The sequence below is a fragment of the Marinicauda algicola genome (assembly GCF_017161425.1).
Taxonomy (GTDB): Bacteria; Pseudomonadota; Alphaproteobacteria; order Caulobacterales; family Maricaulaceae; genus Marinicauda; species Marinicauda algicola.
Window position 1 is genome coordinate 3003982 of the sequence record NZ_CP071057.1, and the last position, 14937, is coordinate 3018918.

At 69.5% G+C, this 14937-nt stretch carries 15 protein-coding genes; 6 read left to right on the forward strand and 9 right to left on the reverse strand.

Features of this window, described 5'->3' with window-relative positions; translation table 11 throughout:
* Positions 1–77 precede the first annotated feature (77 nt).
* From JW792_RS14875 to JW792_RS14890, 4 genes are all read right to left on the reverse strand, one after another.
* Positions 78–1343 (reverse strand): MgtC/SapB family protein, encoded by a 1266-nt coding sequence (locus JW792_RS14875; RefSeq protein ID WP_135995019.1) that lies wholly within the window; start codon positions 1341–1343, stop codon positions 78–80.
* 195 nt (positions 1344–1538) lie between these two features.
* Positions 1539–2312 carry an enoyl-CoA hydratase/isomerase family protein gene (locus JW792_RS14880; RefSeq protein WP_135995018.1) on the reverse strand — a complete coding sequence of 258 codons (774 nt, stop codon included), beginning with the start codon at positions 2310–2312 and terminating at the stop codon, positions 1539–1541.
* A gap of 28 nt (positions 2313–2340) precedes the next feature.
* Positions 2341–2586, reverse strand: a complete 246-nt coding sequence (locus tag JW792_RS14885; protein WP_135995017.1) for a CBU_0592 family membrane protein — start codon at positions 2584–2586, stop codon at positions 2341–2343.
* A 13-nt stretch (positions 2587–2599) separates the two neighbouring features.
* Complete coding sequence (locus JW792_RS14890) at positions 2600–3799, reverse strand: acyl-CoA dehydrogenase (RefSeq protein ID WP_135995016.1); 1200 nt, start codon at positions 3797–3799, stop codon at positions 2600–2602.
* A gap of 221 nt (positions 3800–4020) precedes the next feature.
* On the opposite strand from JW792_RS14890, the gene JW792_RS14895 reads away from it, so the two are divergent.
* Together JW792_RS14895 and JW792_RS14900 are read left to right on the forward strand one after the other, a co-directional pair.
* Positions 4021–4440: a thioredoxin family protein gene (locus tag JW792_RS14895; RefSeq protein ID WP_158291552.1), complete on the forward strand. Its 420-nt coding sequence runs from the start codon at positions 4021–4023 to the stop codon at positions 4438–4440.
* The gene (locus tag JW792_RS14900; RefSeq protein ID WP_135995014.1) at positions 4437–5255 is read left to right on the forward strand and encodes a PhzF family phenazine biosynthesis protein; all 819 of its coding nucleotides are present in this window, start codon (positions 4437–4439) and stop codon (positions 5253–5255) included. The genes JW792_RS14895 and JW792_RS14900 overlap by 4 nt, the downstream gene beginning before the upstream one ends.
* Here JW792_RS14900 and JW792_RS14905 read toward each other — a convergent pair.
* Entirely contained in the window at positions 5252–5770 is a 519-nt protein-coding gene (locus tag JW792_RS14905) for a hypothetical protein (RefSeq protein WP_135995013.1), read from the reverse strand. The genes JW792_RS14900 and JW792_RS14905 overlap by 4 nt on opposite strands.
* A gap of 123 nt (positions 5771–5893) precedes the next feature.
* Positions 5894–6259, reverse strand: a complete 366-nt coding sequence (locus tag JW792_RS14910; RefSeq protein WP_135995012.1) for a hypothetical protein — start codon at positions 6257–6259, stop codon at positions 5894–5896.
* 137 nt (positions 6260–6396) lie between these two features.
* Here JW792_RS14910 and JW792_RS14915 point away from each other — a divergent pair, with 137 nt between their 5' ends.
* Positions 6397–7653, forward strand: coding sequence for a trypsin-like serine peptidase (locus JW792_RS14915; protein ID WP_135995011.1), 1257 nt, complete (start codon positions 6397–6399; stop codon positions 7651–7653).
* Here JW792_RS14915 and JW792_RS14920 read toward each other — a convergent pair.
* Positions 7650–8669 carry a DUF481 domain-containing protein gene (locus JW792_RS14920; protein WP_158291551.1) on the reverse strand — a complete coding sequence of 340 codons (1020 nt, stop codon included), beginning with the start codon at positions 8667–8669 and terminating at the stop codon, positions 7650–7652. The two genes, JW792_RS14915 and JW792_RS14920, sit on opposite strands and share 4 nt — an antisense overlap.
* A gap of 92 nt (positions 8670–8761) precedes the next feature.
* On the opposite strand from JW792_RS14920, the gene JW792_RS14925 reads away from it, so the two are divergent.
* Positions 8762–9451 (forward strand): lysoplasmalogenase family protein, encoded by a 690-nt coding sequence (locus JW792_RS14925; RefSeq protein ID WP_135995009.1) that lies wholly within the window; start codon positions 8762–8764, stop codon positions 9449–9451.
* A 179-nt stretch (positions 9452–9630) separates the two neighbouring features.
* Here the strand turns inward: JW792_RS14925 and rpoH are convergent, their stop codons facing one another.
* Positions 9631–10518, reverse strand: a complete 888-nt coding sequence (rpoH, locus tag JW792_RS14930) for an RNA polymerase sigma factor RpoH (RefSeq protein ID WP_135995008.1) — start codon at positions 10516–10518, stop codon at positions 9631–9633.
* A 259-nt stretch (positions 10519–10777) separates the two neighbouring features.
* On the opposite strand from rpoH, the gene JW792_RS14935 reads away from it, so the two are divergent.
* Positions 10778–11311 (forward strand): GNAT family N-acetyltransferase, encoded by a 534-nt coding sequence (locus JW792_RS14935; RefSeq protein ID WP_135995007.1) that lies wholly within the window; start codon positions 10778–10780, stop codon positions 11309–11311.
* On the opposite strand, the gene JW792_RS14940 is transcribed toward JW792_RS14935, so the two are convergent.
* Positions 11308–12318: an RluA family pseudouridine synthase gene (locus tag JW792_RS14940; protein WP_135995006.1), complete on the reverse strand. Its 1011-nt coding sequence runs from the start codon at positions 12316–12318 to the stop codon at positions 11308–11310. The genes JW792_RS14935 and JW792_RS14940 overlap by 4 nt on opposite strands.
* 182 nt (positions 12319–12500) lie before the next feature.
* Between JW792_RS14940 and JW792_RS14945 the strand changes: the two genes are divergently transcribed.
* On the forward strand, positions 12501–14891 hold the full coding sequence (locus tag JW792_RS14945; protein ID WP_135995005.1) for a TonB-dependent receptor: 2391 nt from the start codon (positions 12501–12503) through the stop codon (positions 14889–14891).
* Positions 14892–14937: the final 46 nt, after the last annotated feature.

The window sequence follows — 14937 nt, forward strand, 5'->3', positions numbered from 1 at the left end:
GCGCAGCTTTCAGGTCGCTAGAAATTCCAGCGCCGCCCCGAGAGATTCGGGGCGGCGTTTTGGCGTCGGCCATCGGGTCACAGAAGCCTCATGCCCGCATAGACCAGGCCGCCGGCGACGAGCGCGGCGAGCGAGGCGAGGCCATAGGGCAGGGCGAACGCGCCGCGTCCGAACACCGCACCGAGCCCGGCCTTCGACACCGTGTCGGCGGCGACGGCCACGAGGGCGGCCAGCACGCCGGTCGCGGCCGCCACCTCCGCGCCGATCATGCGCCCCGCCGCCAGCGTGATCGCGTCGACATCGACCAGGCCGGCGATGGCGGCAAAGCCGATCAACCCCTCCTCCCCCCAGAAATGCGCGGCGATCCGGGCCAGCACCACGATGGTGACCAGCACCAGGGCGATGCGGGCGACGAAGCCGAGATCGAGCGGCCGGCCGGGCTCGGCCTTCAGCGTCTCGGCCGGACCCAGCAGCGCGTTGCGGGCCAGCAGGAAGGCGGCGACGAGCGAGGCGAGCGTGCCGGCCGCCAGCGGCGGCAGGGCGAGCGGCACCGCGCCGGGCGAGACGATCGCCAGCAAGACCACGACGCGCGCCATCATCACGGCGTTGCCGATGGCCGCGACCGAGGCGGCCAGCCGGCCCCCCGCCTCGCCGCGCGCGGTGCGCCGGGCCATGTCGAGCGTCATCGCGGTGGAGGAGACCAGCGCGCCGGCAAGGCCGGCCACGAACAGGCCGTGACGCGGACCGAACACGCGAAGCCCGGCATAGCCGGCAAAGGAGGCCGCGGCCAGGAGCAGGGTGAGCAGCCAGAGTTCGCGCGGGTTGAAGGCGCCCCAGGGATCGAGCGGCTCGCCCGGCAGGAGCGGCAGGGCGATCAGCGTCGCGGCGAGCAGCAGCAGGCCGGCGCGCAGCTCGCTCCAGCTCAGCTGCCGCAGCCAGGTGTGGGTGACGCCCTTGAAGGCGAGGATGAGCGTGATCGCGATCGCGCTCGCGGCCGCCACCGCGAGATGGCCGGCCGCGGCGAGGGCGCCGAGCGCGAACACGGCGAGTCCGGCGACGAGCCCGGTGACCGAGACGTCGTCCTCGCGCCAGATATCGGTCGCCTTGAAGACGGTCCAGGGCAGGGCGAAGGCGATGAGCGCTCCGACGAAGGCCGCGCCGCCATAGGCCTCGGCGAGGAGCCCGGAAATCCCGCCGAGAAGGCCGATCAGCGTGTAGGTGCGAAGCCCGGCCACGCGGCTGCCCTCGGCCTCCCCGCGCTGCTTCCAGCCGCGCTCGACCCCGACGAGGAAGCCGACGGCGAGCGCGACGGTGAGCCGCTCCATCACGAGGGGAAAATCCATGTCCGGCGTCCGTCCCGCTCCAGCCCGATTCAAATCATCCGTCTTCGGAGCAAGGGCATCAAGGACAAATTCGCAGCGATCGGCCGGCGCAGCACGCGCTTCGAGCGCCCGCGCAGGGCTGAACTCCAGCACGTTCAGGGGCGGGCTGCTGCCGCGCGCCGGAGTGGCGAGGGGGCTTGCCGCGGCGGTCGGGGCTCAGGAGAAGCGCGGCTTGCGCTTCTCGAGGAAGGCCCGGTAGCCCTCGTCGAAATCGGCGCTGGAGAAGGCCTCCAGGAACATCGCCCTGGTCGCCTCGTCGTCCTCGGCCTGGCCCCTTGCGATGAGCGCCAGCATGGCCTTGGTCGCCCGCGCCGAGCGGGGCGAGCCGGACAGGATCATCTCCACATAGTCCGCCACGCGGGTCTCGAGCGCCTCCGGCGCCTCCAGCCGGTCGATCAGGCCGAGCGCCAGCGCCTCGTCGGCCTCCACGATCCGCGCGGTGAAGAGCAGGTCCTTCGCGGTGGAGATGCCGGCGAGATCGACGAGGCGTTTCAGGTCGTTGAACGGGTAGAGGAGGCCGAGCTTTCCCGGCGTGATCGCGAAGCGCGCGCCGTGCGCGGCAAAGCGCAGGTCGCAGGCGAGCGCGAGCGCGTAGCCTCCGCCGACGCACGCCCCCTCGATGCGCGCGATCACCGGCACGGGGAAGGCGGCCAGGCCGTCGAGCGCGGCGGCGATCGTCTTCGAGTAGGCCGCCGCGCGCTCGGGCGTCGCGTACACCTCCTCGAACTCGGAAATGTCGGCCCCGGCCGCGAAGTGACCGCCCGTCCCGGTGACGACGAGGACGCGCACGCCCGCCGCCTCGGCCTCGGCGAGAAGGCCGGGAATCGCCGCCCACATCGCCTCCGACAGCGCATTGCGCTTGTCGGGACGGTTCAGGGTCAGGCGCGCGACCGGCCCGTCGATGGAAAGATGTATCGAGTGATCGGTCATGAGACCTCCTGCCTCCTTCGGCCCGCCCTCACGGGGCGGGGCGCACGAGATTGCGCGCGAGCCCGAGGGCGCTGATGGCGAACCAGGTCACCTGGATGATCGCCGAGGGCAGGTTCCAGGCATGGAACAGCGAGAAGAGGATCAGCACGCAGCCGGCCATGTTGATCAGCTGGTAGCGGATCGAACGCGCCTCCATGCGGCCGGCCTGGACCAGGAAATAGCAGCCCAGGATGCAGAAGATGCCGATGATGCCGACGAGGTCCGGTGTCGTCACGCGCTGCGCCGCCTCACGAGAACGCCTGCAGGCCCGTCTGGGCGCGCCCCAGGATCAGGGCGTGGACGTCGTGCGTGCCCTCGTAGGTATTGACCGTTTCCAGATTCATCGCGTGGCGCAGCACGTGGTATTCCTCCGCGATGCCGTTGCCGCCGTGGATGTCGCGCGCGGCCCGGGCGATATCGAGCGCCTTGCCGCAATTGTTGCGCTTCATCAGCGAGATGGTCTCGGGCACGTAGGCGCCCTCGTCGAGCAGGCGGCCCAGGCGCAGCGCGCCCTGCAGGCCGAGCGCGATCTCGGTCTGCATGTCGGCGAGCTTCTTCTGCACGAGCTGGGTGCCCGCGATCGGGTTGCCGAACACGACGCGCTCCATGGCGTAGTCGCGCGCGGCGTGCCAGCAGAACTCCGCCGCGCCCATCGCGCCCCAGCTGATGCCGTAGCGCGCCTTGTTGAGGCAGGAGAACGGCCCGCGCAGGCCCTTCACCTTGGGCAGGAGGTTTTCCTCCGGGACGAGGGCGTCGCTGAGGGAGATCGAGCCGGTGATGGAGGCGCGCAGGGACAGCTTGCCCTCGATCTTCGGGCACTCGAAGCCCTTCGTGCCCTTGTCCACGATGAAGCCGCGGATCTCGCCGTCGAGCTTGGCCCACACGATGGCGAGGTCGGCGATCGGGGAGTTGGTGATCCACATCTTCGCGCCGTTGAGGACATAGCCCTCCTCGGTCTTCCTCGCGGTGGTGCGCATCGCGCCCGGATCGGAGCCGCCGTCGGGCTCGGTCAGGCCGAAGCAGCCGACCCACTCGCCGGTGGCGAGCCTGGGCAGGTATTTCTTCTTCTGCGCCTCGGTGCCGAAGGCCTCGATCGGGTACATCACGAGGGAGGACTGCACGCTCATCGCCGAGCGGTAGCCGGAATCGATCGCCTCGATCTCGCGCGCGATGAGACCGTAGGCGACATGGGACAGGCCCGAGCCGCCATACTCCTCCGCGACCGTGGCGCCGAGCAGGCCGAGCTCGCCCATCTCGGTCATGATCGACCTGTCGAAGCTCTCGGTGCGGTAGGCCTCGATGACGCGGGGCAGGAGCCTGGAGCGCGCGTAGTCGCGCGCGGTCTTGGCCACCATGCGCTCGTCCTCGGAGAGCTGGCGGTCGAGATGGAACGGGTCCTCCCAGGAGAAGGTGAGGCGGGTCTCTTGTCCGGCGTCGAGCGCGGCCATGGGGGTTTCCCTTTCGTGTTCGGGCAACGGGTGCGGGCCCGCATGTCCGGTCAACCGATATGGTGTCATATCATTTGTCCGGACAATTGGCGAGCCGATGTCCCAGAAACTTGCGCTCTCGATAGCCGAGGCAAGGGGCAGGCTGCAAGGCTGTGCGGCCCTTGCCGCAGCGGGTCCCGGCAGCCTATGTGAGACGGCACCAGCCTCCGGAGTGCGCGCCCGTGCCCGAATCCCGCTTTCCCGACATCGCCAACGCCGAGCCCCTGCTGGATGCGGCGCTGAAGGACGCGGCCGAGGCCGGGGAGGCGGTGATCCTCGTCCTCGGGGCGGACTGGTGCCCGGATGCGCGCGCCTTCGCCGGGTTTCTCGACGCGGACGAGCTGCAGGCGGCCCTCGCGGGCCGGGCGCGGGTCCTGCGCGTCGATATCGGACGGCACGACCGCAACCAGAACCTGGTCCGCCGCTTCGGTCTCGGGCGCAGGCTGGAGGGCGTTCCGGCCGTCCTGGTGCTGGATGCCGGCGGCGGGGTGGTGAACCCGGCCGACGTCTATCGCTGGCGCACCGCGCGCAGCGCCGATCCCGGCATGGTCGCCGACTGGCTGTCTCCCCTCGTCGACACCGCGAAAGGACCGCGCGCATGAGCCTTGCCTTCCCCTATGCCGAGCTGCACGCCTTCCCCGACGGGGACGCGCCCCACACCGGCAACCCGGCCGGGGTCATGCTGCTCGACCGCGATCTCGGCGATGGCGACCTCCTGGGCATGGCGCGCTCGAACAATCTTTCCGAGACGGCCTATCTCAGGGCCCTCGACACCGATCTTTGGGGGCTGCGCTGGTTCACGCCGGGCCACGAGGTCGACCTGTGCGGCCACGCCACGCTCGCCTCGGCGGTCTGGCTGTTCGAGGAGGGCCGTGTGGCGGGGGAGGAGGCGCGCTTCGAGACGCGCTCGGGCCGGCTCACCGTGCGGCGCACCCAAGGCGGGCTCTACGAGATGAACTTCCCCGAGGTCGCCACCCGCCCGGCCGAGCCCCATGACGGCGTGGTCGCGGCGCTCGGCGCGGCGGCGCCCTCGAAGGCGTTCGAGGTGGAGCGTATTCACGGCTCGCGCTTCCAGATGCTGGTCTATGCCAACGAGGCCGATATCGCGGCGATGCGGCCCGATTTCGGCGCGCTCGCGGCGACCGGGATCAATGTCGTGGCGACCGCGCCGGGCGCGCGCGTGCATTTCGTCTCGCGCTTCTTCTGCCCCGCCGCCGGGATCGACGAGGACCCGGTCACCGGCTCGGCCCATTGCGCGCTCGCGCCCTACTGGGCGCAGCGCCTGGGTTTTGCGGAGCTCAACGCCCGCCAGATCGGCCCGCGCCCCGGCGCGCTCAGCGTGCGCACCGGGGCGGACGGGCGTGTCCGGCTGATCGGGACGGCGAAGCGCTATCTCGACGGGACGATCACCCTCTAGAAGCGCAGATCGAGGCTGAAGCCGCTCGAGCGGTAGCCGCGCGACAGGCCGCTCCAGTCGATCTCGACCGGGACATAGCCCCAGCGCGTCTGGACCATGTAGCGGCCCGTGCGCCGGTCGAAATAGGCATGGCTCGGATCGAGGCGCTCGCCATAGTGATAGCGGCCCGAGCGGCGCTCGTTCCAGCTCGGCACATAGTCCCAGGCATGGCTCGGACAGGCCAGCACGGCCCGGTCGCGGCGCTCGCTGCGGTGATCACCATAGCCGTACCAGCCGCGCCCGTAGCGATCGTAGCGGTCATACCGGTCGTAATGGCCGTAGCGGTGACGGTCGCCATGGCGGCGGTCGCGCACATCCTCACGCAGATCCGGGCACAGCCGGGCATCGACGACGAAATGGCCTTCCGGACCGTTCCAGCGATAGCCGCGATGGTCGGCCAGGGCGGCGGTGGACAGGGTGGCGGCGCCGGCGAGCGCGATCAGCGCGGCCGACACCAGTCTGGGGAGTTTGGGCATGACAGCCTCCGAACTTTGCTCGACGGCGTTCAGGTCCGTCGTTCGAAGGCCATCATGACTCAGGCGAGCTGAACCCGGCGTGGGCCGCGGCTTCATCTCGCGTTCATGTGGGCGGTCCGCCGCCTAGTCGATGTGGAACACCAGGCGCACCTCGAGATCGCGGCCGTTCCGGTCGCGCACCGCATAGCGCCCGCCGGGGGCGAGGTAGACCACGGCGTCGTGGCGCCAGGCGCGGCGCACCGCGTGCTCGCGCGGGCCGGGCACGTAGACATAGGCCGAGGCCGGGCAGACGACCCGGCGCGTGTCGCGGGCGTCCTCCCGCAGATCGGCCCTGGACCAGACGATGCGCCGGTCGTGGCGATCCTCCACCAGATCGGGACAGCGCGGCGCGACGAGATGCCATTGCCCCGCCTCGGCAGGCGGACTCGCACAGGCGGCGCCGAGCATGGCGAGACCGCCGGCGAGGAAACCCTTGATGACTGCACTCATGGACGAACCCTTTGCTCTCGTCCTCGCCCCCGTTCTACGCGGGCAGGAGGCGCGGTCCGTCGGCAGGAGCGCGCTTGTCCTTTGCGCCGCGGCGCGCCTAGACTCGCGGCCGACCCTGACTGTTGGAGCCGCGAGAGATGTTCCGGACCTTGATCGCCGCCGCGCTTGCCGGCCTCGTCTTCTGCTCGGCGCCGGTCTCCGGCCAGGAGGGCCAGCAGGCCCGGGAACGGCTGGGCTCGCGCGAGCTCGCCCACATCCTGGCCGGTCAGAAACCGAAGCCCGGTGCCGCGGGCGCGGACACCTGCCGCTATGCGCAGGACATGGAATGCGACGAGCCGGGGATCGGCACCGGGCTCTGCCCGACCGGGAGCGATTACTCCGATTGCTGGCGCATCGCCTCGGGCCGGGAGGACAATTCCTGCCAGTGGGCCCGCGACGGGGAGTGCGACGAACCCGGCTTCGGTACCGGCGCATGCACGCAGGGCACCGACCGGACCGATTGCGGCGAGGTCTCCCACCTGCGGTTCGCCCACGACAGCTGCACGCTCGCCTATAACGGGGTGTGCGACGAGCCGGGCCGCGGCACGGGCCTGTGCCAGGCGCGCACCGACCGGTCCGATTGCCATGGCCGCGAGCGGGCCATGACCTTCAACGACCATTTCTTCGGCCGCGACGACCGCGTGGTGATGGACACCTCGCGCTTTCCCTGGAGCGTGGTGGGGCAGATCAACAACGCGTGCACGGCCACGCTGATCGGGCCGGACATCCTGCTGACGGCCGCCCACTGCATCGAGGACGAGACCGGGCGGGTCGACGCGAGCGGGAGTTTCGAGACCGCCGCGGCGCTGGCCGGGGGTGCGCGCCAGGCCCGCATCGTCGATTACCTGACCGACCCGCGACGGCCTCGTCGCGGCGCCGAGGACGAGGAGGACGGGCTGGACTGGGCGCTGCTGCGCATCGACCGGGCGCTCGGCGAGGAACTCGGCTGGGTCGAGCCGCTCGCCCTGACCCGCGTCTACAGCCCGGCGGAGATCACCGCGCTGCGCCTGTGGCAGGCGGGCTATTCCTGGGACACGGGCACGAATCTCTCCGGCAACACCGATTGCCGCATCATCGAGATCTACCAGGACAATACCTTCGCCCACGAATGCGACACGACGCAGGGCGATTCCGGCTCTCCCTTCCTCGTCGAGGAGGACGGCCGCTGGTACGTCGTCGGCGACGATTCCACCTACCGGCGCGTGCCCGACGGGCCGGTGATGAACATCGCGGTGAGCAGCGAAGCCTGGATCGACCGCTATGAGGATTTCGCTGCCGGCCGGATCGGCGCGGGCGGCACGCGTGCGCCGGCGGCGGGGAAGCCCAAGCCGACCGGGCAGGCCGCCGGAGACTAGAACTCGCGCACGATCGACAGGTCGGTGCGCGTGTCCGTCTTCTCGAAGCCCGGTTCGGGCTCGAACTCGTGACGGTAGCGGAATTTCAGCTCGATCGCCCACAGCTCGCCCAGCGCGCTCGACAGGGTGAAGCGCTGGTCGGCGCGCGATTTCGTGGCCAGAAGCAGGGTGGTCTCCGCGCCGAAGCTCACGGATTCGGTGACCGGCACGGCAAGGTCGGCGCCGAGATCGAGCGCCCCGCGCACGAGAAGCGGCCCCTCGATGTCGTCGAGAAGGCGGGCGCCGGGACCGGCGCGCAGGACGAAGCTCGCCTCATCGCGGTCGACCACGCGATAGCCGAGGCCGCCGCCGAGAAAGCCGGTCCAGCTGTAGGCATTCAGCGCATCCTGCTCGTATTCGCCGCTGGCATAGGCGGTGAAGCGCTCGCCGAGTTCGCGCTCGCCGCGGGCCTGGGCGATGAGCTCGTCGCGCCCGACCTGGCCGTCGACCCGGGAGTAGGCGTACTCGACGCCGCCCTCGAAGCCCCAGCCCATCAGCGCGCGCTCGAGTTCGATCGCGCCGGCGAAGTCCTCCCGGTTCGAATTGCCGGCGTCGAAGCGCATGCCGAACTTGACGCGCCCGTCCCACAGGTCCGACTGCGCGCCGTAGACCGCCGAGGCGAGCGCGGCGGGTGCGGCCGTCCAGCCGCGCGCATCGTCCGGCCTGGCAGGCGTGGCGGTCTCGCCGCGGGCGGCTGCGGCGGCCGCGTCCCGGGGCGAGGCGGGCGCGGGGTCAAGGCCGAGCGCCTCGCGGGCCTCGCCCTTGCGTCCGAGTTCGTCGGCGGCGGCGAGAATGGCCTGCGCATCCGCGGTGAGGGCGAGCAGGCGCACCGCATCGGCGAAATCGTTCGCGGCCTTGCTGTCGGCCGCTGCGGCGAGCAGGCGCTGCAGGGCCGGGTCGAGCCCGGGCGTGTCGGCAAGGGCGGCGGCCGGGCCAAGGCAGAGCAGGGCCGCTGCGGCGAGGGCGCTATGGCGCATCGTCGGCATGTCTCGTCAGGGGCTTGGAGGATGGGCGGGGATCGGCGTAGTTCTAGAGCCTGAACACGGGTTTGAAAGGGCGGACCGCATCCATGGGCACCAACACGCAGACGCTTCGCGCGCTCATCCCCGGCTGGGCGGCCCCGGCCTATCTCGCAACCGCGGTGCTGTGCCTCGTCGTCTATCTGGTCGTGGACACGAGCTATCCGACCGTCCCCGGGGCGGGCGTGGTGAAGGCGCTCGGCATCGTCATGCTTGGGCTCTACGCGCTGGTGCGGGGCGCGCCGCTGCTGATGCTCGCCCTGTTCCTGTCCGCCGGAGGGGATTTCGCGCTCGCCCTGCGACCCCCGGAGCTGGAGGCCGGCATACTCCTCTTCGGAGCGGCGCATCTGGTCTATCTGTCGATCTTCGCCGCGATGATCGTGCGCGAGGGCTGGCGCCGCGACGGGCTGGTCCTCGCCGCCGCGCTCGTCGCCTACGGGCTGGCGATGCTGTGGTGGCTGAGGCCCGGCATGGGCGCGCTGGCGCTGGAAGCCAGCGTCTATCTCGGCGTCATCCTCGCCATGGCGATCGCGGCGGGCTTCGTGAAGGGCCCGCGGCTCATCGTGATCGGCGCGCTGCTCTTCGTGGTCTCCGATTCCCTGCTCGCCGCGGGCTGGTTCCGCGAGGTGCGCCCGCTCGACTGGCTGAACCCGGTCTGGATCACCTATGGCGCCGCGCAGGTCTGCCTGGCGGTCGGGATCAGCGCGAAGGCGGCGGAGCGGCGGATTTCCGCGACGTGAAACAGTCCCTGGTGCCCGCCTGCCCGGAGCCGGTCCGGGCAGGCGGGTCCCGGATATTTCCCCGGTCGAGGAAAGCGAAGGCCCCGCGAAACACTCCACGGGGCCAGCACCGACCGAAAGACCCCGGTCCAATCATGGGCAGCGTGTGGTGCGTCGCCGGCTGGCGCGCACCAGAATTATCACGCCGGCATCAGATCCTGCTCCTCGGCGAGCCGCTTCATTTCCTTCTGCAGCTTGTCGAAGGCGCGCACCTCGATCTGGCGGATGCGCTCGCGGCTGACGCCATAGACCTGGGCGAGGTCCTCCAGCGTCTTGGGCTCCTCGGTCAGGCGGCGCTCCTGGATGATGTGGCGCTCGCGCTCGTTCAGCGTGGCCATCGCCTCCTGCAGCAGCGTCATGCGCGCATCGAACTCGTCGGATTCGGCGAGCGTTTCTTCCGCGCTTTCCACCGTGTCGTCGGTGAGCCAGTCCTGCCATTCGGACTCACCCTCCGCGCGCAGCGGCGCGTTGAGCGAGGAGTCCGGGCCGGACAGCCGGCCGTTCATGGAGATCACCTCCTCGGTCGTGACACCGAGCTTAGTGGCGATCTCCTCGACCTGTTCGGGCTTGAGATCGCCTTCCTCCAGCGCCTGCATGCGGCTCTTCATCCGGCGCAGGTTGAAGAACAGCTTCTTCTGCGCCGCGGTGGTCCCCATCTTCACCAGCGACCAGGAACGCAGGATGTATTCCTGGATCGAGGCACGGATCCACCACATGGCGTAGGTCGCCAGGCGGAAACCCTTGTCGGGATCGAATTTCTTGACCGCCTGCATCAGGCCGACATTGCCCTCGCTGATCACCTCCGCGATCGGCAGGCCGTAGCCGCGATAGCCCATGGCGATCTTGGCCACCAGGCGCAGGTGGGACGTGACGAGCTTGTGGGCGGCCTCGGTGTCCTCATGCTCCTGCCAGCGCTTGGCGAGCATGAACTCCTCGTCCTTCTCCAGCATCGGAAACTTCCGGATCTCGGAGAGGTAACGCGAAAGTCCGGCTTCCGGACTCACCGAAAGAGTGGGCATGTTTGCCATTGATGTCTCCCTTGGAAGACCGTCGGCAAGCCTCCGGTCCTCCCCCGCATTCGTCTTGCTGCATCGCAGCGTCCGGGACAATGTAGGAAGGCCTGAACCGGAGTGCGAGGGGCCTCACACGGATTTGTCGCGTTCCGTCCGGGCGCTTGCCTTGCTACCGGCGAAACAAGACCATCGTGAGGCCGGTTCCGCCTGAATTGAAGTGACAATTTGGAAAGACAGCCGATCCGTGCCGTCCGATTTCCCAGCGAGCCCTGCCATGACCGCCCTTGTCCGTCCCGCCATCCGCCGCTGCAATCGCGAAGACGCCGCCGCGCTGGCGCTGGCGGGCAAGGCGACCTTCCTGGAAAGCTATGCCGGCGTGGTCGACGGCGCGGCGATCCGGCGCCATTGCGAGGAGCGGCAAACTGCCGCGTATTACGAAGCCTGCCTCGCCGACCCCGCCCATGCGCTGTGGATCGCGGAAGTCCCGCCCGGCGCGGCTCCGGTCGGCTATCTCCACCTCAGCCCCCCCGACCTGCCGGTGCAGACCGGTCCCGGCGATATCGAGATCAAGCGCATCTACCTGCTGTCGAAATTTCACGGCAGCGGGGCGGGCCGGGCGCTGTTCGAGGCGGCGCTGGAAGAGGCGCGCGCGCGGGGCAAGACCCGCCTCCTGCTCGGCGTCTACAAGCAGAATGCGAAGGCGCTCGGCTTCTACGAGCGCATGGGCTTTACCCGCGTGGGCGAACGCGAATTCGATGTCGGCGGGGCGGTCTACGAGGACTGGGTGCTGGCGCGGGTGGTCGGCTAGAGCGTCTCCAGGAACCCTTCCAGCCTCTGCATGTCCTTCGGCATCTCCGTCTCGAAGCGCAATTCCGCGCCGGTGACCGGGTGGACGAAGCCCAGAACCGCGGCGTGCAGGGCCTGGCGGCGGAAATCCTTCAGCAGGCGGTCGTCGTCGGTGCGCGCGAGCACCGAGCCGCGCCCGCCCTTGCCGTAGAGGGGGTCTCCGAGCAGGGGGCAGCCGATATGGGCCATGTGCACGCGGATCTGGTGGGTGCGCCCGGTCTCCAGCGTGCAGCGCACCAGGGCGGCCATGGGCGTGCCGATCGCGGCCTTCGGCTCCTGGCCGAAGGTCCGCACCGTCTCGTAATGGGTGACGGCGCGCTTGCCGGCCTTGCTGGCGGGGTCGCGCGCGACGGCGATCTTCTTGCGGTCGGTGTCCGAGCGCACCAGGCGGGTGTCGATCGTGCCGGCGCGCGGCTTCGGCGCCCCGCGCACGAACGCGAGATAGACCCGTTCGATATCGTGCCTTGCGAACAGTTGCTGCAGACCCTGGTGGGCGGCATCGGTCTTGGCCGCGACCATGACCCCGGAGGTGTCCTTGTCGAGCCGGTGCACGATGCCCGGCCGCTCCACGCCGCCGATACCCGACAGCGAGCCCCGGCAGTGATGCAGCAGGGCATGGACCAGCGTGCCGGTCCAGTTGCCGGCCGCCGGATGCACCGTCATGCCGGCCGGCTTGTTCACGACGATCAGGTGATCGTCCTCGAACAGGATTTCCAGCGGAATGTCCTCGGGCACCGGCTCGGCCTGTTCCGGCTCGGGAATGGCGAGGCCGTAGAGCGCGCCGGCCTTCACCTTGGCCGAAGGATCGGTCAGCACCTGCCCGTCCACGGTGAGCCGGCCTTCCTCCACCAGCGCCTTGCAGCGCGTGCGCGACAGGTCCTCGAAGGCCTGGCTCAGAAAGCGGTCGAGCCGCTCGCCGCCCTGTTCGGGCCCGGCTTCGACAGTGCGGGTCTCGGCGATGGCGGTCACGGGGTCATCCTTGTCGATCGATAGGTAACGTGCTGTTTTTGCAACGAATCACCAGAATGCTGCAGCGCGTCAAAATTCTGTCGCGGCGGCGTGACCCTAGCGTCATCGCCGAAGCGTAACAGCCCCCTCGACAGCGCCCGCGTCTTTCGCGCTCGGGCCCTTTTACCGCGAGGGGGAATACAATGTCGCTCAAAACCCGTCTTATGACCGCCGCCGCGCTCGGCGCCGCGGCCTTCGCCGCTCCGGCCGCCGCGCAGGAGGCCGAACGCGACGCCGCCGTCGCCGTCGCGGTCACCGACGTCATCACCGTGACCGCCCAGAAGCGGGAGCAATCCCTCGCCGAGGTGCCGATCGCGCTCACCGCGCTCGGCGAGGAGCAGCTCGAGGCGCTCGGCATCGGCCAGTTCGACGAGCTGTCCGACTTCGTGCCGGGCCTGGAAATCCAGGAGCAGAGCCCGAACAATCCCGGCTTCGTGATCCGCGGCATCACCTCCGACAGCGGCGGGGCGACGGACGAGGCGCGCGTGGCGGTGTTCCAGGACGGGGTTCCGATCACCAAGTCGCGCGGCTCGTATGTCGAGCTGTTCGACATGGAGCGCATCGAGGTCGCGAAGGGCCCGCAGCCGACCCTGTTCGGGCGCGGCGCGCTGATCGGCGGCATCAACCTGATCCAGAACAAGCCCGACCTCGACGCCTTCGCCGCCGAGGCCTGGGCGGGGATCGGCACCTATGACCGCACCGAGTTCGGCGCCATGGTCAACATGCCTGTCAGCGACACCCTCGCCTTGCGCTTCGCAATGATCGACAAGGCGCGCGAGGGTTATGTCGAGAACGCGCTCGGCGGGGAGGACTTCAACTCGGTCGACCTGTCGGCCTACCGCCTGTCGGCGCGCTTCGAGCCGACCGCGGAGTTCTCGCTCGACATCATCGCGAACTACCAGGAAGACACGCCTTCGGGCACCTCCTTCAAGTCGGGCACGATCGCGCCGGTGCCGGGCGGCTCGCTCGATCCGTGGGAGCCGGCCGCGCTCAACACGTTCGGCGGCTTCGAGGGCGGGCGCGATCTCGGGCTGGAGCGTGAGGTCTACGGCATCTCGGTCCTGGCCGACTACGCCTTCAGCGACGCGCTCACCCTGACCTCCATCACCGGCTGGCGCGGCTTCGAATCGCTCGAGATCTTCGATCCGGACGGTTTCGCGGCCGAGCTGCTCGTCGTCGGCGAGGATGCGGTCGGCCAGCAGTGGAGCCAGGAGCTGCGCCTGAATTTCGACAATGGCGGGCGCGTGACCGGTTTCGTCGGCGGCTCGGTCTTCATCGAGGACGCCAAGCAGCGCATCCCGCTCGCCACCAACGAGGCGGTCGCCCAGGCCTTCCTGGCACCGGTCATCGCGGGCGGTGCGGGCTTCACCGTGGCCCAGATCGAGGGCCTGCTCGCCATGATGAGCGTGCCCAATGCGGGCGGCTTCGACGATCCCTTCAACCCGCTGACGATCTCGGTGCCGGCCTTCTTCGGCGGCCAGATCGTTGCGCTGCGCGACTTCTATCTCGAAGAGACGGCCAATTTCGGCGAGACGACGGCCTATGACCTGTTCGGCGACGTCACCGTCGCGGTGAGCGACCGGCTCGACCTGACCGCCGGCCTGCGCTGGACGAAGGAAGAGAAGGAGGCTTCGGTCTATGGCTGGAACGCCTTCGGTGCGAACCGCATCACCTTTGCGCCCCCCCTGTTCCTGCCGGCGACGCCGAACGGCACGCTGCTGACCTCCGGTACGCGCGAGTTCGACGATTTCACCTGGCGCCTGGCCGCCAATTACGACGTTTCCGAACAGGTCAATCTGTGGGCCAGCTACGCTCGCGGCCGGCGCCCCGACGTGATCAGCTTCGACACCAGCGAGCCCGATCCCTTCGTCACCGTCCCGGCCGAGATCGTCGACAGCTACGAGGTCGGCGGCTTCTGGACGCTGGACAGCACGACCCTTCAGGCATCGGCCTTCTATTCGGAATACGAGAACTTCCAGACCTCGCGCTTCGAGCCCAACCAGGCCACCTTCATTACCGACAATGCCGGTCTGGCCACGCAATACGGGGTCGAGGCCCAGCTCAACCACGCCTTCACCGACACGGTGTCGCTGTTCGCGAGCTATGCCTGGAACCATGCCGAGTTCGACGAGACCGACGATCAGGGCAATGTCCAGGAATTCGCCGGCAATGCCTTCCGCCTGTCGCCGGAGCATGCCTTCGCCCTGGGCCTGCAGGCCGAGTTCGACCTGGCCGCAGGCGGCACGCTCGCCTTCCTGCCGACCTTCTCCTGGCAATCGGAAGTCTTCTTCGACAACGACAACGACCTCACCGACGCGGTGCAGGACGAGGTGCAGGGCGATTACGGCATCGTCGACTTCAAGGTCCGCTACGAGACCGGCGAAGGCGGCATCTGGGCCGAAGCCTATGTCGAGAACCTGCTCGACGAGGACTACATCATCGATGCGGGCAATACCGGCGACAGCTTCGGCATCCCGACCTTCATCGCGGGTGCGCCGCGCATGAGCGGGATCCGCATCGGCGGCCGCTTCTAGAATCGCTTGCGCCGAGGGGGCGCCGCGCACGGGCCGGAGCGGGGTT

Excerpts from the sequence above, each read along its gene's own strand:
- JW792_RS14875 (WP_135995019.1), bottom strand. The coding sequence starts at position 1,343 with ATGGATTTTCCCCTCGTGATGGAGCGGCTCACCGTCGCGCTCGCCGTC.
- JW792_RS14880 (WP_135995018.1), bottom strand. The coding sequence starts at position 2,312 with ATGACCGATCACTCGATACATCTTTCCATCGACGGGCCGGTCGCGCGC.
- JW792_RS14890 (WP_135995016.1), bottom strand. The coding sequence starts at position 3,799 with ATGGCCGCGCTCGACGCCGGACAAGAGACCCGCCTCACCTTCTCCTGG.
- JW792_RS14900 (WP_135995014.1), top strand. The coding sequence starts at position 4,437 with ATGAGCCTTGCCTTCCCCTATGCCGAGCTGCACGCCTTCCCCGACGGG.
- JW792_RS14905 (WP_135995013.1), bottom strand. The coding sequence starts at position 5,770 with ATGCCCAAACTCCCCAGACTGGTGTCGGCCGCGCTGATCGCGCTCGCC.
- JW792_RS14910 (WP_135995012.1), bottom strand. The coding sequence starts at position 6,259 with ATGAGTGCAGTCATCAAGGGTTTCCTCGCCGGCGGTCTCGCCATGCTC.
- JW792_RS14915 (WP_135995011.1), top strand. The coding sequence starts at position 6,397 with ATGTTCCGGACCTTGATCGCCGCCGCGCTTGCCGGCCTCGTCTTCTGC.
- JW792_RS14920 (WP_158291551.1), bottom strand. The coding sequence starts at position 8,669 with ATGCGCCATAGCGCCCTCGCCGCAGCGGCCCTGCTCTGCCTTGGCCCG.
- JW792_RS14925 (WP_135995009.1), top strand. The coding sequence starts at position 8,762 with ATGGGCACCAACACGCAGACGCTTCGCGCGCTCATCCCCGGCTGGGCG.
- rpoH (WP_135995008.1), bottom strand. The coding sequence starts at position 10,518 with ATGGCAAACATGCCCACTCTTTCGGTGAGTCCGGAAGCCGGACTTTCG.
- JW792_RS14935 (WP_135995007.1), top strand. The coding sequence starts at position 10,778 with ATGACCGCCCTTGTCCGTCCCGCCATCCGCCGCTGCAATCGCGAAGAC.
- JW792_RS14945 (WP_135995005.1), top strand. The coding sequence starts at position 12,501 with ATGTCGCTCAAAACCCGTCTTATGACCGCCGCCGCGCTCGGCGCCGCG.